Here is a 19,932-nt window from a genome sequence, read left to right on the forward strand (position 1 = left end):
CGGGGTATAAATGGCTGCAGCACAGGCGTTATTTTTCGACCGAAAGCTCTGCCCGTTATCGCCTCTTGATCCGATAGGTGCGCAAGCGCATTTAGCCGATTTGCAAGCCCGCATTGATGAAGAGCATTTGGATAAGGTTTCCGCTCTTTTACATCGATCCGAAGTGTCGAATTTCTTATCTGCCGTTCTGGAGCTTTCGCCCTATATTCGTGAAGTATTGCTTCGCCAACCGCGCATTCTTGAGCGAATAGTGCTGCATCCACCCGAACAGGCGCTGGGCGAAATTATGAACGAAATAGCCGTTTGCGGTTCGCTCGAAGGGCAGAGCGAAGGCGGATTAATGAGTTCGCTGCGGCGGCTGAAACGTCAAGCGCATGTATTGATAGCTTTGTGCGACCTCGCACAGGTCTTTGACGTTGCTGCAACGACCGACTGGCTGACAAAACTTGCGCAAAGCTGCATCGGTGCCGCCATCCGCTTCCTCCTGTTGGACGCCGATAATAAAGGAAAGATCAAACTTGTCGACCGGACTTCGCCAGAGCGCGAATGTGGTTGGATTATCCTAGGCATGGGGAAGCTAGGCGCGTGCGAACTCAATTATTCTTCCGATGTTGATCTCATTATTTTCATCGATGAGACACGGCCCGCCATTGGCGATAGTTATGAATGTGTCGAAACCTTTTCGCGTATGACACGCCAGTTGGTGCGGATTTTGCAAGATCGCACTGCCGACGGTTATGTTTTTCGGGTAGATTTGCGACTGCGTCCCGATCCCGGCTCCACACCCTTGGCGATCCCCGTTGGTGCGGCAATTCGTTATTATGAGGGGCGGGGGCAAAACTGGGAGCGCGCCGCGATGATCAAGGCCCGCCCCATAGCAGGTGATATCCAGTCTGGCGAAAATGTACTTGCGGAACTTTCGCCTTATGTCTGGCGAAAATATCTCGACTATGCAGCCATTGCCGATGTGCATTCGATCAAGCGGCAAATTCATGCCCATAGAGGCTATGGCAATATTGCCGTTCGCGGTCACAATGTGAAGCTTGGTCGCGGCGGTATTCGAGAGATCGAATTTTTCGTTCAAACTCAACAATTGATCGCTGGCGGACGTTTTCCGGAATTGCGCGGTAACCAGACCGTGCCAATGCTCGCCCGGCTGGCAGAACGCGGCTGGATCACCCAAAATGCCTGTGATGCCCTTACGCGCGAATATCAGTTTTTGCGCAAGGTTGAGCACCGGATACAAATGGTAGCGGATGAGCAAACCCATATCCTGCCGGAAGATGATGAGGGCTTTGCCAGGATCGCTCAACTGATGGGGTATGTCGACGAGCAAGAATTTGCAAATCGTGTCCTTTCAGCGCTCAAGACTATCGAAAAACACTATGCAGCTCTATTCGAACAAGCTCCCGATCTAGGATCCGCTGGCGGCAATCTGGTGTTCACTGGCGATGGTGACGATCCCGATACGTTGGACACATTGAGTGCGATGGGGTTTGAACGCCCCAGCGATATTTGCCGTGTGATCCGCAGCTGGCATTTCGGCCGTTATCGAGCCACCCAGTCCGCAGATGCCAGGGCGAGGCTTACAGAATTGACGCCAGCTTTATTAAAAGCGTTTGCAGAAACCAAACGTGCCGACGAAGCCTTGCTTCGCTTCGATAGTTTTCTTCAAGGTTTGCCGGCTGGAATCCAGCTTTTCAGCCTTTTACATTCCAATCCGCTTTTGCTGGATCTCCTCGTCACCATAATGAGTGCGGCACCAAAGCTTGCAGATATTATCACCCGCAATTCTCATGTTTTTGACGGGATGCTTGACCCGGCAATCCTGGCAGAGATGCCCAGTCGAGCCTATCTGGATGAACGATTAAAAGTATTTCTGGGTGCTGCGTTCGATTATGAAGAAGTCCTTGATAGGCTTCGAATTTTTGCTGCTGAACATCGTTTTCTTATCGGGGTGCGTTTACTCACCGGCGCCATTGATGGCGTGCGCGCGGGGCGTGCATTTTCTGATCTTGCTGAACTAATGATCGCAAGGGCTTGCGCGGCTGTGCAAGAAGAGTTCTCCCGTCGACATGGCAGGGTGAGGGGTGGGAAATTTGCGCTGCTTGCTATGGGCAAATTGGGAAGCCGCGAATTGACAGCAAGTTCTGATGTCGACCTCATTTTGCTATATGAGCATGATGATGATGCGGAAGATTCAGATGGTGAGAAACCCCTTGCACCATCGCAATATTATACTCGTCTCACTCAGCGCCTGATCGCTGCTCTTTCGGCACCGACAGCTGAAGGTGTTTTATACGAAGTTGATATGAGATTGCGCCCGTCTGGCAATAAGGGGCCAGTCGCAACACATATAGAATCCTTTGGAAAATATCAGCGCAGCGAGGCTTGGACTTGGGAACATATGGCACTGACTCGGGCACGCCCCATATATGGCGATGCCGATTTAATCGGCTTCATTGAAGCAGAGATTGAGGCAATTCTTGCGCTCCCACGCGACAGAGCAAAAATTGCTCATGATGTTCAAGAGATGCGCGCACTGATTTACCAAGAAAAACCGCCTGCTGACGATTGGGATTTCAAACTCAAAAAAGGTGGGATTATTGATCTTGAATTTATAGCGCAATTTGCGGCGCTGGTGGGCGCAGAAACCAAGACGCCGCGTCCTGTCGGGACAGCGGAAGCGCTCGGCGAGCTGGCGACATCTTTTCCAGCGCCAGCACAGAGCGACCGACTGGTCGAAGCTCACCATTTTTATACAAATTTAAGCCAAATGATTAGGCTTTGCCTTGGTCGCGATGCGAAGCGCGAAGAATTCATCCCAGGAATGGTTGATCTGATTTGCCGTGCGGCTGAAATGCCGGACATGGAGCGGATTGAGCATTATCTCAAAGAGCTGAGCCGGGACGTTCAGCATAGCTTCGAACAGCTTATAAAATAATCAAGCCGCGTGTGTTTGAAGATCCTCTTTAGCAGTGATTTTCTCATTGCGATCAGGGATACAGAACGAAACGACCGTGCCCACGCCCTCAGTGGAGCGGATGCGAAGCCAGCCACCATGAAGTTCCGCTAAGGATCGAGAAATCGCAAGCCCAAGCCCGGAACCCGAATGGGTTTTGGTGAACTGGTTTTCTACCTGCTCAAAGGGTTGGCCGATTTTTTTGATTGCAGATACCGGAATTCCGCAGCCCGTATCCTGAATGGACATAAAGAGCGCGGACTTCGTCTTGCGCGCACGCACTGTAATGCGCCCCCCATAAGAGGTGAATTTCACCGCATTGGATAAAAGGTTTATCAGTACCTGCTTAATCGCGCGGCGGTCTGCATAAAGTTGCATTTCCTCTTCAATCCGCGTCTCCAGCGTGATGTCTTTCTCGTCCGCCTGCAATGAGATCATACGCACCGTTTCATTAATCAACGGACAAAGATCAATTTTCTCGCGATCAAGTGAAAAATGTCCCGTCTCAATCTTCGACATGTCAAGAATATCGTTAATCACGTTAAGCAGGAAGTTTCCGCTCGTATGAATGTCGTTGATATATTCCTCATACCGGTCCGAGCCTAAAGGGCCAAAGGTGCCGGCCTGAATCATTTCTGAAAAGCCGATGATCGCATTCAGCGGCGTACGCAATTCGTGCGACATATTCGCAAGGAATTCGGACTTAGCGCGGTTAGCAGCCTCGGCCCGTTCTTTTTCTTCGCTATATTTGCGGGCCAGTTCAGATAATTCTCTAACGCGGTCACGTTCTCCTTTACGGGCGATCGAAAGATCATGAATGGTGGCCATTAATCGACGTTCGCTTTCAAGCAAACGTTCCTGATGCTGCTTGATCTGCGTAATATCGGTTCCGATAGAGACCATGCCGCCGTCTTGTGTGCGGCGTTCGTTGACCTGAAGCCAGCGGCCATCGCTTAATTGACGCTCAAACGTTTGCCCGCCAGCGCGATTATGCTCATTTGCCATGCGGCGCTCAAAGCTAAACGGCCTTGTATGCGCTTCAACTTCATTACGAGGAACACCAGGCTTTAAAGTCCAAACCGGAAGTCCGGCATATTCGCTGAACTTGGAATTCGCCATGACGAGCTTATTATTCGCGTCCCAAAGAACAAATGCTTCTGAAATATTCTCAATGGCTTCGCGAATACGCATATCCGCTTCCGCTGTCTGCTGCGCAAAGCGATGTTGTTCGCTCACATCAAACGCGATCCCCACCATGTGCAGATCATTGTCTGAGATAATCTGCGCACGTACCCGCATCCACACCCACGACCCATCTGCGTGGCGCATACGCCACACCCGATCAACATGCGAAATATCTCCGGCCGCTGCCTTTTCCGCGATTGAATAAAGGTCGCCATCTTCCGGATTAATGATATCAGACACGTCACCAAATGGTAAAACTGCGTCTTGGGCTTCATAGCCGAGCATTTCATACATAGAGCGAGACCAGTAAATCCGCCCCCGCGCCATATCCCAATCCCACAGCCCGCCGCGTCCACGCGCAAGAGCCATGTCAATACGCCGCTGGATCTGACCGGAAAGATCATCAGCCTCGCGCGCCCGGGCAGCTTGACTGAAATACGCATAAAGGATCGCAAACATCACCCCGATCGTGCCAGCAAACAGGGTTATACTGAGCGAAACCGCATTTTTCCACTCGGCAAATATTGTCCTTTGTGGTTCGGCCGCGAGTATGGCAAAGGGCGCGGAAATTGCTCTGCTTAGAGAACCAAAAGCCGGCTCGCCATTCATGGTGATAGTTAATACGCCTGCGCGTTCAGCAAATAGAAATAGCGGCTGTACGTCATCAAAGATCGCACTAACCTCTGTGCCGACAATGTCTGACTGCGGGCTTGATGCAGCGATAATTGTATTCGTGCCATCAACCAAAGCGACAGTCATATCTGGCGTGGAAAGCCCGCGGGCTTGCAGCTCAATAAGCAGGTTTTCCAGATCATCCGCGGCTAATTGGTTGGCCCCCTCGACCCCGCTTGAAGCGCGATCGATCATCTGGGCAAGATGAGCAGTGGCGGCGGCGAGGCTTGCTTTATGCTGCAACTCAATATCTTCTCGCCAAGAGAGAATTGAAAAAACCCGTGCGACGCCCAGAATAACCAGAAAAATGATGATCAGCGCCGGGACCAACCGGCGCAATATGGGTTCGATGGAAACGAGTTTTCCGTAAGCAGGATCGGCAAGCAGGCTCACATAGCCCGAGATCTTGCCTTTCCTTTTCTTCGGTCGGGAATCGCGTTGCTTTCCCGCCGTCGCGTTATACGCGTCGGTGCTCGACATCCAAGGTCCCTCTGTTTTTTTTGAATCAGTTCCAACGATGTTTTTCACATCGGCCGCCCGGAACTGTACGAAAAGGAAATCTGTACTCAACCGTTCCAAACAATCAGTTTCGAACAAGCTTAGTGAATCAAAAGTGATTCGTTCTGTCCAGAGAAATTGTTAATCGAAGGTGAAAATGACCGATTCGGTTTTGGGATTTTTAAGTCTTTTCAAGATTTTATCAAGAATCAGTATGTCAACGCCACTCACTAAGCTGCTGATAAGACTCAAGAAAGCTCAAACACAATCACTCTCGTTCGGACACATAAAGAGCGATTATCGTAAGCCGCGCTTACCGTAAATTGTAAGGATAGAATCAGCGACCACGTAAAACCACGAATCAGTCGAGCGGATGATCGCGAAATATTCTGAACAGACTGAAAGAGTGTGGAACCTTAACTGCCAATCATGCAGTTTTTTTACGGTTTGGAATCTGCTGCCACCCCGAAAGTAGCCCGCTTGTTTTTGGCTAGCCCACTGGCGCTTTAATGGAAAAATGCATATGGGTTAGGGTGGTTATCCCGGCTCGTTTGGAGCGGGGCTCTCACTGTTCAAGGAACTGCGTTGTGAAATCTCTCCCGGACGCGCCCCCGCCAATCAAATCATCAACTCAACCAGCAGAAATTAATCGCCTTGGACATAATCCCATTTTAGGGATCACACTGAAGGTGGCATCGGTTGCGATTTTCGTAATTATGTCGACCCTGATCAAGTCGGCTGACGGCATTCCCTTAGGTCAACTGATTTTCTTTCGCTCATTTTTCGCGATGCTTGCAATCCTGCTCTATTTTGCGTGGAGGGGGCAATTCTCTGGAATTTTTTATACCCGCCACGGGATGAGCCATTTTTGGCGAGGGATGGTGGGGGTTGCTGCGATGACGCTGTCATTTTTAGCGCTGACGCTTTTGCCGTTACCTGAAGCCATAGCGCTCAATTATGCTTCACCGCTCATTGCGGTTGTTCTCAGCGCGCTCATTCTGCGTGAGACAGTGCGCCTATATCGTTGGGTTGCGGTTTTGGTCGGCCTTATCGGTGTTTTGATCATCATTTGGCCGCGCATGACGCTGCTCACGGAAGGCAATGTCGGCTATTCCGAGGCTATGGGTGCACTTGCCGCACTTGGAGGAGCAACATTAGCGGCTTTTGCGATGGCGCTTGTGCGCCATTTGGTGCAGACCGAACGGACACCAACCATTGTGATCTATTTTTCTCTTTCTGCCAGCGTGATCTCTTTATTCAGTTTGCCTTTTGGTTGGGTGGTGCCGAGTTGGCAACAGACGGCTATGCTAATCGGCGCTGGCGTCGCCGGTGGTATCGCACAGATTTTGCTGACCGAATGTTATCGCCATGCGCCGATGTCGACCATTGCGCCCTTTGAATATACTTCTTTGCTGCTGGGCTTGGGCATAGGATTCACTCTTTTTGGCGATATTCCAACCTTCGAGATGCTTCTTGGCAGTGCGATCGTTATGGCCGCAGGCGGTTATATCATCTATCGCGAACATCAGCTCTCTGTCGCGTCGCAAAACACCAATACGCCTTAAAGAGCGATCCGAGCCGGAGGAGATCAGCAACTACCTGAGCCGTTCTCAGACCGAGGATCGAGTTGTATGGTTTCGGGCGTAGATTGTCCGTCGGGCGTGTGGAATTTATATTCGGTTTTCTGATCGCTATTTACAGGACGACGATAATGTCTAAGCCGCCAATATGCGTGCAAACCATAAAGACCGTAGGCAACTGCCATTGTTACGAAAAAGCCGCGTGCGCCGATCAGATCCATTAAAGGGCCCGAAAGGGCAGGACCAATCACGCTGCCCGCACCATAAATGATCAATAGGCTACCTGAGATTTTTACAAATTCGCTGTTATCCGCATAGTCGTTTGCGTGCGCGACATTGAGACTATAAATCGAATAGAGCACAGATCCAAAGAGGAACATCATACCGTAAAGCGCAACGGGGGATGTCGGATGAAAAATGATCATGATCAAAGATAGCGCAAAGCCAATCGCGCCCGCAAAAACCATTACATAGCGACGGTCCATAAGATCGGAAGCACGGCCAATTGGATATTGAAAAATTGTGCCACCAATCATGGCGCATGCAAGCATGGTCGCTATACCAAAGGTCGATAATCCATTCATATCGCCATAAACAGCGGCAAGGAAATTCCAAGAGCCTGCGATAAACCCAGCGATCAGCGAGCCGATGGCTGCGACTGGGGAACGCCTGTAAAGCCCCTTCAGGTCAAGCGAAACCTGAGTTAGCGGGTTGGGCGATTGTGCGCTTGAAAGAGCGGTTGGCAACAAGGCGCTGGCATAGATAATCGCACATATAATGAACAATGACTGGGTTCCTGCATCCCCAAAAGGCAAGATATATTGCCCACAAAGCAGGCCCATCATGGTGACGATCATATAGATCGAGAATATTTTGCCTCGTGAGTCGTTAGTCACTCGTTCATTAAGCCAGCTTTCAATAATCATATAGGAACCGGCAAGGGAAAAGCCTGCAATTCCGCGAAAAATCATCCAGGCGGATGGATCAATAATCAGCGAATGTAGAAGCAAAGCGATAGAGAGCAATGTGAGCAATGCGGAGAACACCCGCACATGACCGACCCGACGCACGAGATGCGGAATAACAATACAGCCTATCGTAAAGGCAAAGGCATAGCTGGTGCCCATTCCGCCGATGGTTGTGGTAGACCAGCCTTCCATCCCGCCGCGCACCGGCAGTAAAATGCCCGCTAGCCCGCTGGCCAGCAGCATGAGAAAAGTACTTGCCAGCAGAGCAGCGATGGGCAGAAGCTGTCCAGCCATGAGAAACTCCAACAAGTTTGAAAAAGCGAATGAGCCCGCCTCAGGCGTTGTGCTGATGGCGAGTTAATCTATGTTTGCGGCACCTTGGCGACCTCAGCGCCGCAATTGTTTTCGGAGCCTTACTGATCTTTCAGTTCGGCGAGCTTGATTTTCACAGCCAGAAAATCGCGCCAAGCAAAGCGTTTCTGTGTTGCCGTACGAAGCAGATAGGCCGGATGCAAGGTGGGCATTACTGGAATTTCTGTTCCTGATGCTGTTCGGTGGACTTTCCAATTGCCACGCAGTCGAAGAATGCCCTCGCTGGCACCAGTTAAAACTTTGCTGGCCGGACCGCCAAGAGTGACCAATATTTTGGGCGCAGCAAGCTCGATCTGACGCTCGATAAATGGGCGGCAAAGTTCGGTTTCAAGCGGTGTGGGCGTGCGATTGCCTGGTGGGCGCCAAGGAATTGTGTTCGCGATATATACCTGATCTCGCTTAAGCCCGATGGCCTCGATCATCCGATCAAGCAGCTGTCCGGATTTGCCGACAAACGGAACCCCTTCAAGATCCTCATCACGGCCTGGCGCTTCGCCAACAAACATGATGTCAGAGAATGGTGTTCCATCCGAAAAGCAGAGATTTTTTGCTGTAAACTTCAAATTGCAGCCATCAAAAGCTGCGAGCTGTGCGCGCAATTCTTCCAAACTTGCCGCTTGTGCCGCAGCTTCACGGGCTAGTGCAATTTGAGCGATATCAGGCAGATCGGAAGCGGCTTGCACGGGCTTGCTATGTGGCGAAGGTGCTGGTGCAGGGCGTGGTTGACGCCCACCGCGATCAGGATGCGCCGCATATTGACTTGTTGCTTGTTTTTGTATGGGGGCGGCGGACCTAGCGCGCTCTCCTACGGCAAATTGATCTACCGGTTCTTCGGAAAGCGGCGCGTCGACGCCCGCTTCCGCGTAAAAGCGAAGCAGTTCTTCAAAATCCAGTGACAGGCCCGTGTTTTGCATCCTTTTACCTCACAAATGAGGTGGCGAATTTTCCACGCAAATGCAAGAGGGATAGATGGCTTTTCGGTTTGATAGACCGCAGGAACGATAATCCAGTGACCAAAAGAGCAAATTCGGACAATAGGACGCATAGAAGTTAGCGTGCTACTCTGCCAGAGGAGGGATGGGGAATGATCATTCGGATGGGCTTTACAGCCTTTCGCGATAGGATCATGAGTAAAAACAATTGGATGCATTGCTCGCACTGTTGTAGTGAGAAATAATGACAGACCATATGGAGGCCTTCATGTCTGAAGCGAGCGCGCTTCCCGAACGCGAAAGCATGGAATTTGATGTTGTTATTGTAGGCGCAGGCCCGGCAGGACTTGCCGCAGCTATTCGCCTGAAGCAGAAAAATCCTGAACTTTCCGTGGTCGTGCTTGAAAAAGGCGGAGAGGTCGGCGCACATATTCTTTCTGGTGCGGTAGTCGATCCCATCGGTATTGACCAGCTTCTGCCCGATTGGCGCGAAGATGAAAGCCATCCCTTCAAAACACCTGTGACCGACGATCATTTTCTATTCCTTGGTCCGGGTGGATCCATTCGTCTGCCAAATTTTGCCATGCCGCCGCTGATGAACAATCACGGCAATTACATTGTATCGCTTGGCAATGTCTGCCGCTGGCTGGGCACTAAAGCCGAGGAACTGAGTGTTGAAATCTATCCGGGTTTTGCCGCGACAGAAATGCTTTACAATGACGCTGGTGCGGTGATTGGCGTTGCAACCGGTGATATGGGCGTGGAACGTGATGGAACGCCAGGACCAAATTATACCCGTGGTATGGCATTGCTGGGCAAATATGTTTTGATCGGTGAGGGCGCGCGCGGGTCCTTGGCAAAACAATTGATTGACAAATACAAGCTGGATGAAGGCCGCGAGCCGGCTAAATATGGCATCGGTCTCAAGGAGCTGTGGCAGGTCGACCCATCGAAGCATAAGCCCGGCTTGGTGCAGCATTCATTCGGCTGGCCGCTTGACATGAAAACCGGTGGCGGTTCATTTCTTTATCATCTTGAAGATAATATGGTTGCGGTCGGCTTTGTGCTGCATCTCAACTATAAAAACCCTTACTTATCTCCTTTTGAGGAGTTTCAGCGGTTTAAAACTCATCCTTCCATCTGCGATACTTTCGAAGGCGGTAAGCGCCTTTCCTATGGCGCACGTGCGATTACGGAAGGTGGTTTCCAATCGGTGCCAAAGCTATCTTTCCCGGGCGGTGCGTTGATCGGTTGTTCGGCGGGTTTCGTCAATGTGCCTCGGATAAAAGGCAGCCATAATGCAGTTTTATCGGGCATCTTGGCCGCGGACAAAATTGCAGATGCAATTGGTGCTGGACGCGCAAATGATGAGCCAATCGAAATTGAAAATAGCTGGCGGGACAGCCTGATCGGAAAGGATCTTAAAAAGGTCCGCAACGTCAAGCCGCTCTGGTCAAAGTTCGGTACGCTCCTCGGCGTTACGCTGGGTGGTCTGGATATGTGGACTAACCAGCTCTTTGGCTTCTCCTTATTTGGTACGCTAAAACATGGTAAAACCGATGCTCAGGCGCTTGAGCCAGCTTCTAAGCATAAGAAGATCGATTATCCTAAGCCCGATGGCGTGCTGACATTTGATCGATTGTCCTCGGTTTTTCTTTCGAATACCAATCATGACGAGAATGAGCCGGTTCATCTGCTTGTGGCTGACATGGACCTGCAAAAAACGTCAGAGCACGACGTTTTCGCGGGTCCATCAACACGCTATTGCCCGGCAGGGGTCTATGAATGGGTGGATGCAGATGGAAATGCGGCTGCTGATCCGAACGCAAAAGATGTGCGCTTTGTGATTAACGCTCAAAACTGCGTGCATTGTAAAACCTGCGATATTAAGGACCCCAACCAGAATATTACATGGGTTCCGCCCCAAGGCGGCGAAGGACCGGTTTACGTGAACATGTAATGTTCACTTGTAACCGTGTCCGTTTCGTCCGCCGCTGGAAAATGTCGGCGAAGGCCCAGTTTACGTGAAGCAGAAATCGGGCGACTAAATCGTCGCCCATTTTGTCATTGAAATGCGGTTTCGTAAAAACTTCTTAGTTTGCGTGAATGCAGCCGCTCATTGGGCATAGCCGCGATCTTTTCAATAGCTCTAATCCCGATTTGTAAATGCTGCGCAACTTGCCGCTTATAGAACTCTGTCGCCATCCCCGGAAGCTTCAACTCGCCGTGGAGCGGCTTATCAGACACGCAAAGCAATGTTCCATAAGGAACGCGAAAGCGGAAACCATTGGCCGCAATGGTTGCAGATTCCATGTCGAGAGCGATAGCGCGCGCTTGCGAGAGCCGCTGAACCGGGCCGCGCTGGTCGCGCAGTTCCCAGTTGCGATTATCTATCGTTGCGACCGTACCGGTGCGCATGACACGCTTAAGCTCCGGACCTTCAAGGCCAGTAACCTCTTCTACCGCTTCTTCCAACGCCACTTGAATTTCCGCAAGTGCGGGCAAAGGCACCCAAGGCGGAAGGTCAGCATCTAGCACATGATCCTCGCGCATATAAGCATGCGCCAATACATAGTCGCCCAGCTGTTGGCTATTGCGCAATCCAGCGCAATGACCAAGCATCAGCCAAGCATGCGGCCGCAAAACCGCGATATGGTCGGTGATCGTTTTGGCGTTGGAAGGACCCACGCCGATATTGACCATTGTTATGCCTGAGCGATTGGCCCTTTGAAGGTGATATGCAGGCATTTGTGGCAGCCGCTGAAGCGGGTTTCCTACATCGGGTGCGGTTTCGCCAGCTCGGGTGATGATGTTGCCCGGCTCTACAAATGCATCATATCCACCGCCGCCTTCCGCCATAAGACGGCGCGCATAGGCGCAAAACTCATCCATATAAAATTGATAATTGGTGAACAGGACGAAGTTTTGAAAATGCTTCGGAATGGTCGCAGTGTAATGGGCGAGCCGATGCAGCGAATAATCAACCCGTTGCGCAGTGAAGGGCGCAAGAGGCATCGGCATTTCGTTTCCAGGCTCAAGATCTGCGTTGACAATTTTATCGTCTGTAGATGTCAAATCGGGAACATCAAAAAGGTCGCGCAGCGGATAGGCGAAAGCATCGGCTACAGCGGATTCCACATAAGCATCTTCTTTAAATGCAAAATGGATGGCAATGGGTGTCGTCGATTCCTGAACGATCACCGGCACCCCATGGTTACGGATCAAGAGTTGAATTTGCTCTTGGAGATAACCATCAAATAAATCTGGCCGTGTTATTGTGGCTGCGTAATTGCCCGGTGCACTGACATGGCCATAGGCAAGACGCGTATCCACATGAGCGAAACTCGACGTTGATAGGCTGAGTTCAGGATAAAAAGCGCGATACCGCTGGGGTGGAACTGTGCCCTTTGCAAGATTTTCAAACGCTTCCCTGAGAAAGGCTGTATTGCGCTCATAAAGATGACGGAGCGTAGCAACCGCGGCTCCGGCATCGGTAAAGACCTTTGGTTCAACCGCAGGTGGGGTTTTAATATCGGTGATAAATATTTGTTCGATTCGCTTTGTCATGGCCTAATATAGCAAAGTGCATGAAGTTGGTATGACCTTAAACCATGCTCTGAGCAAAGTTTGGTCCATAATAATGTCTGGCCCGTAATAAAGTGTGGCCCCCTAATAATAAACCAAACCTTGTTACATACTGAGCTAATATTTCATCAAAGCCCGCAATTTCCCTTTTTTGGGACTAGGGCAGATGGGCTGACTACTGGCTGATTTTTATAAATGTCGTATCGACTATTAGCAAAAATACAAGCGATCAGCGTGCAGCTGGCAATGATCAGGCAAACGATTGCGAAACGCCAAAGCAAAATATATGTCCTTAAATCCAAAATTCTTAAGGATAATGATCCTTCGTGAACAGGGCTTGTCGGAACTGTTCAGCCAGCATTCAGATTCAGTCCGAGGCAAGAGCTACGCTTGCGCAACACTTTTTAACGCTTATCTTACTGAGGAAATGAAATGGGCGCGAGCCCAACAAAGCGGGAGTTAGCCGATATGACGCAGCAGACAAAACCCATAGAGCTTTACTATTGGCCCACGCCGAACGGTTTTAAAATCAGCATTATGCTAGAAGAGCTTAGCGTTCCCTACGTGGTAAAATATATCAATATCGGCAAAGGCGATCAATTTGATCCCGAGTTTTTGAAAATCGCCCCCAACAACCGAATGCCCGCAATTATCGATCCGGAAGGACCTGGTGGCGATCCGATTTCCGTTTTTGAATCCGGTGCGATCCTCCAATATTTGGGCCGGAAATTCGGGAAATTCTACCCTCAAGATGAGCGAAAGCGGGTTGCAGTAGATGAATGGCTCATGTGGCAGATGGGCGGCCTTGGCCCAATGTCCGGGCAGGCTGGCCATTTCCGCATTTATGCGCGTGAAAAAGTCCAATACGGAATTGACCGTTATACGCATGAGGTCAATCGACTTTATGGGGTGCTTGATCGGCAGCTCGTCGGCCATGATTATATTGCAGGCGAATATTCTATCGCTGATATGGCCTGTATTGGTTGGATCAACGCTCACGCCAATTATGATCAGAAACTCGAGGATTTCCCGAATCTCAAGCGCTGGCATGAAGCCGTCAATGCTCGGCCCGCTGTGCAGCGCGGCTTACTCGTTGGTAAGGAAGAGCGAGAAAGGGCAGCAGCCACTGCGGACAAAGATGAGGAACACCGAATTCTCTTCGGACATAAAACAAAATAATATGATCGAATGAATGTTTCATTCCAGAAATACGGCTCGTTTAACGGGCCCTTTTTTGTTTTAGCATAAGGCTCGGCTCGCCAGTCTGGTCTTGAAGTTAGCCTATGGTTATTTTTTGGTTTCAGAATGTTAAGCGTCAAATGTGGATAGTTTTCAGAAATCGTAATGATCAGCGCGGCTTGTATGTTTAACAGATTCCCAAGTTTACTCCTTGTTGGGATTTTGTTGTCGCCTTGTTAAGCATCTGGTTTAACGAGGGTTTTAATCCTTCGTCCTATTTTCAAAATCATGAACAGAACGACAGATCCGGCGGTCCGACGCAGCGCAACGAAGCATCGGAAAACAGACTGGACGGTTCTCGGGATTTAACAGGGACGAATATAATGGTGCAATCTCAAAGCCTTTTGCAGCGCGATAAACCGGCCACTCAAGATCGCATTCTTTTGGAACTGGGCTTGAAATATGCGATAGGCCGAGACTGTGAAATTGACGTGGTGGAAGCGCATAAATGGCTCAACATAGCTGCCATTCGCGGAAACCAAAAAGCTGCCCGCATGCGCAACCAAGTTGCTGCAACCATGAGCAAGAGCGAACTTGCCGCCGCCCTACGTGGCGCTCGTGATTGGATGAACGCACATTAATATAGCTGCTCACCAGTAATATAACTGACCTCCAGTCAGAAGGGGCGTACCGTGCAAGCGGTGCGCCTTTTTTATTTATAGCAGCATATTTAACAATATTATAGAAATCATAGGCAGGTATAAGTTGTTTTTGCTAGTATATAGTAAGGTATTTCCCACGATTATAAGGAAATATAAATATTAGAGATTCTGTACGGTTAAATTATACAGCGTAATTTCTCATTGTAGTAAGAGGCATCTAAATGACTACTATTACACTAAAATCTTTGGCCGGAGCCGCGGTTTCCGCAGGGTTCGCTGCCTTGCTTTTGTCAGCGCCTGCTAGCGCTCTGACGATGAAAGAATGCAGTGCGAAATATCAGTCGGCGAAAGAGGCGGGCACACTTGGGGGTCTCAAGTGGAATGATTTCCGCAAAACCCAGTGTGGAGACAGTGCTGCATCTCCAGCTAACTCAGCAGCAACACCTTCTGCTTCTAAAACAAAAGCGGCAGCACCTACTCCTGAGGCTAAGAGCCTGACCATGAAACAGTGCAGTGCAAAATACCAAGCTGCAAAAGATGCAGGTGTTGACGGCGGGATCAAATGGAATGCGTTTCGCAAGTCCGAATGTGGACCAGGTGCTGATCCGGTTGCTTTAAGCTCAGACGGAGACAAAGAGCCGCCTGCACCATCAATGGCTGCTCCCCGCGGTATTAAATTCCCAACCGCAATCTCTTCAAAATACGCAAATGAAAAACCCGGCAAGGCTCGTATGCGTACATGTCTTGACCAATATCACGCTGCAAAAGAAGCCAATGCCCTCAACAGGCTGAAATGGATTCAAAAAGGTGGCGGCTATTACAGTCTTTGCAATGCCCGGCTGAAAGGTACTTCCTGATATTGAAACCAGAAAGGGGCATTGCTGCCCCTTTCTTTTCTGGGAAGTTACGATTTAGGCCTTTTTAGAAAACCATCCTGTGGCACTTGCGGTGAGCCAGCCAATTATCATCAGAATCCCACCCAATGGCGCTGAATAAGGGAATAATCGGTTTCCGATGAGTTCCAGATAGAGCAGACTTCCGCAAAACAACATCAGGCCCACAATAAGCAGCACACCACCTAATAAAGCAGCGCGACTTAGCGGGGCAAATATCGATAGAACCAGCAGCGCGGGCGCATGTCCCAACAAAAGCGGGGCAATGATACCCAGTTGGCTAGCGCCTGAATGAGCAGAAGCGGCGTAAGCGATAATCGCCAGCGCGCCGCAAACGCCACCCAAAGTGCTCAACAGAATATTTGGTGCTCTCGGGTCGTTTTTATCCGATATCATCCGCATCATCCGGCGTTCTTATTCCTTTTGAATGATTGGCGTGCTGCTTTGAGGGCATCCGGCAGCGCTGCTTCAAATATATCGAGCTGTTCCTTCACTCCGACACTCACCCGTATACAGCGGTCGAGTATCGGAGCACCCGGTTTGCGCACGAATACATCCCGATCTATCAACCCGTTAAGAACTGCCGTTGCAAATGCTCCATCTTCTCCGCAGTCAATCGCGACAAAATTTGTTGCAGAGGGGATTGCTGTCAGACCGTTTTCTGTCGCTATTTTTGAAATACGATCTCGACCGGCCTTAATTTTTGCAACCACGTCACGTAAATAGTCCTGATCCTTAAGCGCGGCGATGGCTGCCGCTTGTGCAATCCGATTGACGGCAAAATGATCGCGGATCTTGTCGAAATTCTTAATTGCAGCTGCGCTTCCTATCGCATATCCGCACCGAATTCCTGCCAGCCCATACGCTTTTGAAAAAGTGCGCATGCGCAATATATTTGGTCGATCAGGCTCAAAAGCCGGGAAAGCAGATGAGGGGCCGTTCTCACAATAAGCTTCATCCAGAATGAGCATTGTTGTTTCCGGAACGCTTTCGATAAAGCTCTGAATATCGCTGCCTTCATGCCATGTGCCCATCGGATTATCGGGATTTGCTAGATAGAGCAGCGCAGGCTTTTCCTTCCGCGCCATATGAATCAGAGCTTCAAGGTCGGCTTTATCATTCTGGTAGGGAACAGTTATCAGCTGCCCGCCATATCCTGCGACGTGATAGTTGAAGGTGGGGTATCCGCCGAGCGAGTTTATCACTTTGTCCCCCGGCTGAACATATTGACGGACGACCAGCCCCAGAAGGGCATCGACACCAGCACCCGGCATCACGTTTTCGGCTTTAATGTCGTGATGCGCCGCTATCGCTTCTCGCAACTCGCGATTTTCGGGGTCGCCATATTTCCAAACTTCCGAAGCTTCCTTTTGCATGGCTGCGATTACGGACGGTGCTGGGCCAAAGCTGCTCTCATTGGCGCCAATACGTGCCGCAAATGGCTTGCCTCGCTGGGCTTCCAGCGTCTCGGGCCCGACAAAGGGCACGGTAGCAGGTAGGCTTTCGATAAGGTCTGTTGGTCGTGGAATTTTCATGACGTTCCCATCTGCATAATCAGATTTCTTGCCAGCCTTAGCTTCGAAGCCCGGCTTTCGTCCAAAGGCATAACAATTTGCTGAGCTTCTTTCTAGCCAGCGAGGGCAGGGCAGTGCGGTTTAATTTTTTCACAAGCAAAAAGAAAAATATCAGTAAAAACTCATATTTTTCCGAGTTGTTTAAAGTACTTTATGAAAAAGTCACACGTAATTAAGTATTCTTACATGGATGATTTAATGTTTAACTGTAAAAAATTAAAATATATAGTTGAGATAAAACAAAAAATCCAAGAATTATAAATGTTAATTCTATAATAATTAAAATACAATGTAATAGTTTTTGTAAAAAATAATCAAAATTGGTAAAAAAATGCTTTTATTGTGATCGCAAATCAGCAACGTTAACCATGATTTGCTTCATGATTATTAATAAATTTATTATTTATATTAGAGGTATTGAAATGAACTTGTGCAAATTGTTCAACAAGAAATTGTTATGCTCATCTTTTATTGTGCCACTGTTTTCTGTGGTTTCATTTTGCGCTCACGCGCAGGGCCTTGAGCCGATGGGAGGGGATGCCGGAGGTAACGGTGGGGGACGGTCGGCATCCCAACTTTATCGGGGAGCAGAGGGAGAAAATGGACGAGGGGGCGATGGTGGCACAAATCTAAGTGGTGGGCTCGGTGGGGCCGGCGGTGATCCGGGGAGGGTGTTGTTGGAGGGGGATACTATCGTCGGACCAGTAGCTGGGGAGGATGGACACGTCGGCACACAGGGCGTCCAAGGAGCTGCTAACGGCGGCGGTGGTGGCGGAGGCGGTGCCGGCCTCGTAATGCGCAAGGGGAAGGGCGATAGTCCAATCATAATTGGGCGCCATTCGGCGGTTCGCGGGGGTAACGGCGGGGACGGTGGTGCTGCTTTTAGTGAGGGGGAGCTAACCCAAGGTGAGGGAAAGGAAGGCAGCGGTGGCTCAGGAGGCGATGGCGGAGCTGGAGTTTTTATTAAAAATAGCGACAATTTGATGAACCATGGGCTCATTAGAGGTGGTGAGGGAGGCAGCGGCGGAGCCAGTAACGGTATGGACGGGCGAGCGGGCTTGGGAGGTCGCGGCGGCGCGGGCGTTATCCTCGATAATGGAGCCAGACTGCTTAATTTGGACAATATTTCTGGGGGGCGAGGCGGTAACGATAGCGGGGAGCTGAAAGTACGCAGCCCCGGGGGCATGGGCGTTTTACTTACAGGAGACAATTCTGTTATCAATGCAGGACAAATTCACGGAGGCGGATATGGTAATACTGGCTCCGACGGGGACGCAGTTGTTATGGCACCTGCTATTGTTGCGCTGGGTGACCGCAACAAGATTGTCAATGCGGGAGCTCTCCACTCAGGAGGGAATATTGCCGTACGTATATCAGGCTCTGATAATCATTTTGAAATACGAGATGGCGCCATAACTGTCGGCGCTACCATAGCAGATGGATACAGAAATAAATTTGTCCTCGGTGGGGACGACGACTATTTTTTTCATGTCCCAAAACTGGGCGATTTTGATAGCGGCGCGGTATATCGTGGGTTTGATTTATTTGAAAAAACCGGGAAGGCAACATGGACGCTGTTTGGAGGGACAGATGCTAAGACGCCCTGGACGATTAGTTTGGGAACCTTGGTCGTAACAACTGATAAAGCCCTTGGGGCCACCAGCGAAGCTTTAACAATTGACGGCGGTATTCTTGAACTGGTTTATAAAGATCTTCCCCCAGTTAAGATTTCTCACCCCATTTTGTTAATACAGAATGATGATGGCAATGGAATATCTACAGAGAGCCGTGAGGCGTTCATCACCTCCTCGATAGCAGGTGAGGGCAGTTTGTCGAAATTGGGCGCTGGGACGCTGATATTAACCGATGACAATTTTTACTCCGGCGGAACCCGTATTTCCGAAGGGGTGTTGAAAGTTGGTGACGGCCAAGCGAGAGGAAGCATAAAGGGAGGTATCCAGTTAGATGAAGGTGCCAAACTAATATTCGACCGTAACGATATTTATTCGGTCGATAACCTTATCGAGGGAGACGGTAACCTTATTCTTACTGGGGGCGGGAGTGCTCACTTTAGCCAGAACAGCTCTGCCTTTAATGGGAAAACCGAAATCCAGTCGGGCGCGCTGTTCTTGTCTAGCGAGTTGGGTGGCAAGACAATCATTGGCGCTAACTCGCTTCTCGCCGGTAGTGGGGTGGCAGAATTAGTTGTTAGCAACGGCGTGCTGTCCCCGGGAGACAGCAAAACTTATGGCACCTTCGCGATTGCTAATGACTATCGTGGGTTGCCCGGTAGTGTGGTTCATATCAAAGCCGTATTGGGGGATGATCAGTCTCAAACCGATAAGCTGATCATTGAAGGTAATACCTATGGTGAAAGTACCGTTCATATAGAAAATTTTGGAGAGGGCGGAGATACTGTCAACGGAATAGAGATAATCTCCGTCGGCGGAGCATCAAATGCTGAATTTACATTGAAAGGACACTATGAGTTACCTTCCGGTACCCCGGCCGTTATCGCTGGCGCTCATGCTTACGTTCTGGAAAAAGGATCCAACAATCCGCAGGATGGAAACTGGTACTTGCTGAACTGCCCCCCATTTCGACCGGACAGGTCGGCATAAGCAGAAAGGCTCAAGCACAGGCTTGAGGACAGGCTTATGTCTAACGAGTATCGACACGTTGAATTGCTGACGGGTGATGTTCGCCGCAGGCGGTGGACAACCGAGCAAAAGCTGACGATCATTGAGCAGAGTTTTGAACCAGGCGAGACGGTATTGGAGTGCCCCCGTTTCACCGGACAGATCGGCTAGTTTGATTTAGCCCTGATGAACTGCCGAGGGGAAGCCATCTTGAGCGCGGAATGAGGATGT

At 50.0% G+C, this 19,932-nt stretch carries 13 protein-coding genes and 1 pseudogene; 8 read left to right on the plus strand and 6 right to left on the minus strand.

Annotated elements, in window-relative coordinates; genetic code table 11:
• Window positions 1–10 precede the first annotated feature (10 nt).
• A complete protein-coding gene (locus tag C7374_RS03580) occupies window positions 11–2,944 on the plus strand; it encodes a bifunctional [glutamine synthetase] adenylyltransferase/[glutamine synthetase]-adenylyl-L-tyrosine phosphorylase (RefSeq protein ID WP_111574206.1) in 2,934 nt (977 codons plus the stop codon).
• Here C7374_RS03580 and C7374_RS03585 read toward each other — a convergent pair whose 3' ends face one another.
• Entirely contained in the window at window positions 2,945–5,299 is a 2,355-nt protein-coding gene (locus C7374_RS03585; protein WP_111574273.1) for a PAS domain-containing sensor histidine kinase, read from the minus strand.
• A 605-nt stretch (window positions 5,300–5,904) separates the two neighbouring features.
• Here C7374_RS03585 and C7374_RS03590 point away from each other — a divergent pair.
• Entirely contained in the window at window positions 5,905–6,882 is a 978-nt protein-coding gene (locus tag C7374_RS03590; RefSeq protein WP_280968757.1) for a DMT family transporter, read from the plus strand.
• Window positions 6,883–6,905: 23 nt separating this feature from the next.
• Here C7374_RS03590 and C7374_RS03595 read toward each other — a convergent pair whose 3' ends face one another.
• Window positions 6,906–8,159 carry an MFS transporter gene (locus tag C7374_RS03595; protein WP_111574208.1) on the minus strand — a complete coding sequence of 418 codons (1,254 nt, stop codon included), beginning with the start codon at window positions 8,157–8,159 and terminating at the stop codon, window positions 6,906–6,908.
• 119 nt (window positions 8,160–8,278) lie between these two features.
• The gene (locus C7374_RS03600) at window positions 8,279–9,151 is read right to left on the minus strand and encodes a uracil-DNA glycosylase (RefSeq protein WP_111574209.1); all 873 of its coding nucleotides are present in this window, start codon (window positions 9,149–9,151) and stop codon (window positions 8,279–8,281) included.
• A 286-nt stretch (window positions 9,152–9,437) separates the two neighbouring features.
• Here C7374_RS03600 and C7374_RS03605 point away from each other — a divergent pair, with 286 nt between their 5' ends.
• The gene (locus C7374_RS03605; protein WP_111574274.1) at window positions 9,438–11,129 is read left to right on the plus strand and encodes an electron transfer flavoprotein-ubiquinone oxidoreductase; all 1,692 of its coding nucleotides are present in this window, start codon (window positions 9,438–9,440) and stop codon (window positions 11,127–11,129) included.
• Window positions 11,130–11,233: 104 nt separating this feature from the next.
• On the opposite strand, the gene C7374_RS03610 is transcribed toward C7374_RS03605, so the two are convergent.
• The gene (locus tag C7374_RS03610; protein ID WP_111574210.1) at window positions 11,234–12,736 is read right to left on the minus strand and encodes an AMP nucleosidase; all 1,503 of its coding nucleotides are present in this window, start codon (window positions 12,734–12,736) and stop codon (window positions 11,234–11,236) included.
• A 486-nt stretch (window positions 12,737–13,222) separates the two neighbouring features.
• Here C7374_RS03610 and C7374_RS03615 point away from each other — a divergent pair, with 486 nt between their 5' ends.
• From C7374_RS03615 to C7374_RS03625, 3 genes are all read left to right on the plus strand, one after another.
• Window positions 13,223–13,933 (plus strand): glutathione binding-like protein, encoded by a 711-nt coding sequence (locus C7374_RS03615; protein ID WP_111574275.1) that lies wholly within the window; start codon window positions 13,223–13,225, stop codon window positions 13,931–13,933.
• Between the two features lie 383 nt (window positions 13,934–14,316).
• Window positions 14,317–14,574, plus strand: coding sequence for a sel1 repeat family protein (locus C7374_RS03620; protein WP_111574211.1), 258 nt, complete (start codon window positions 14,317–14,319; stop codon window positions 14,572–14,574).
• Window positions 14,575–14,816: 242 nt separating this feature from the next.
• Window positions 14,817–15,452: an antifreeze protein gene (locus tag C7374_RS03625; RefSeq protein WP_111574212.1), complete on the plus strand. Its 636-nt coding sequence runs from the start codon at window positions 14,817–14,819 to the stop codon at window positions 15,450–15,452.
• A 54-nt stretch (window positions 15,453–15,506) separates the two neighbouring features.
• On the opposite strand, the gene C7374_RS03630 is transcribed toward C7374_RS03625, so the two are convergent.
• Together C7374_RS03630 and C7374_RS03635 are read right to left on the minus strand one after the other, a co-directional pair.
• Window positions 15,507–15,884, minus strand: a complete 378-nt coding sequence (locus C7374_RS03630; protein WP_111574276.1) for a DUF423 domain-containing protein — start codon at window positions 15,882–15,884, stop codon at window positions 15,507–15,509.
• A 5-nt stretch (window positions 15,885–15,889) separates the two neighbouring features.
• On the minus strand, window positions 15,890–17,023 hold the full coding sequence (locus tag C7374_RS03635) for a pyridoxal phosphate-dependent aminotransferase (protein ID WP_111574213.1): 1,134 nt from the start codon (window positions 17,021–17,023) through the stop codon (window positions 15,890–15,892).
• A 419-nt stretch (window positions 17,024–17,442) separates the two neighbouring features.
• On the opposite strand from C7374_RS03635, the gene C7374_RS16475 reads away from it, so the two are divergent.
• Window positions 17,443–19,683 (plus strand): autotransporter outer membrane beta-barrel domain-containing protein, encoded by a 2,241-nt coding sequence (locus C7374_RS16475; protein ID WP_158527796.1) that lies wholly within the window; start codon window positions 17,443–17,445, stop codon window positions 19,681–19,683.
• A gap of 36 nt (window positions 19,684–19,719) precedes the next feature.
• Window positions 19,720–19,836 (plus strand): annotated as a pseudogene (locus C7374_RS03645) (transposase); the annotation flags it as partial.
• Window positions 19,837–19,932: the final 96 nt, after the last annotated feature.

It is taken from the genome of Falsochrobactrum ovis, from assembly GCF_003259955.1.
In the GTDB taxonomy this organism is placed as follows: Bacteria; Pseudomonadota; Alphaproteobacteria; order Rhizobiales; family Rhizobiaceae; genus Brucella; species Brucella ovis_A.

Excerpts from the sequence above, each read along its gene's own strand:
- C7374_RS03580 (WP_111574206.1), top strand. The coding sequence starts at position 11 with ATGGCTGCAGCACAGGCGTTATTTTTCGACCGAAAGCTCTGCCCGTTA.
- C7374_RS03585 (WP_111574273.1), bottom strand. The coding sequence starts at position 5,299 with ATGTCGAGCACCGACGCGTATAACGCGACGGCGGGAAAGCAACGCGAT.
- C7374_RS03595 (WP_111574208.1), bottom strand. The coding sequence starts at position 8,159 with ATGGCTGGACAGCTTCTGCCCATCGCTGCTCTGCTGGCAAGTACTTTT.
- C7374_RS03600 (WP_111574209.1), bottom strand. The coding sequence starts at position 9,151 with ATGCAAAACACGGGCCTGTCACTGGATTTTGAAGAACTGCTTCGCTTT.
- C7374_RS03605 (WP_111574274.1), top strand. The coding sequence starts at position 9,438 with ATGTCTGAAGCGAGCGCGCTTCCCGAACGCGAAAGCATGGAATTTGAT.
- C7374_RS03610 (WP_111574210.1), bottom strand. The coding sequence starts at position 12,736 with ATGACAAAGCGAATCGAACAAATATTTATCACCGATATTAAAACCCCA.
- C7374_RS03615 (WP_111574275.1), top strand. The coding sequence starts at position 13,223 with ATGACGCAGCAGACAAAACCCATAGAGCTTTACTATTGGCCCACGCCG.
- C7374_RS03620 (WP_111574211.1), top strand. The coding sequence starts at position 14,317 with ATGGTGCAATCTCAAAGCCTTTTGCAGCGCGATAAACCGGCCACTCAA.
- C7374_RS03625 (WP_111574212.1), top strand. The coding sequence starts at position 14,817 with ATGACTACTATTACACTAAAATCTTTGGCCGGAGCCGCGGTTTCCGCA.
- C7374_RS03630 (WP_111574276.1), bottom strand. The coding sequence starts at position 15,884 with ATGATATCGGATAAAAACGACCCGAGAGCACCAAATATTCTGTTGAGC.
- C7374_RS03635 (WP_111574213.1), bottom strand. The coding sequence starts at position 17,023 with ATGAAAATTCCACGACCAACAGACCTTATCGAAAGCCTACCTGCTACC.
- C7374_RS16475 (WP_158527796.1), top strand. The coding sequence starts at position 17,443 with ATGATTATTAATAAATTTATTATTTATATTAGAGGTATTGAAATGAAC.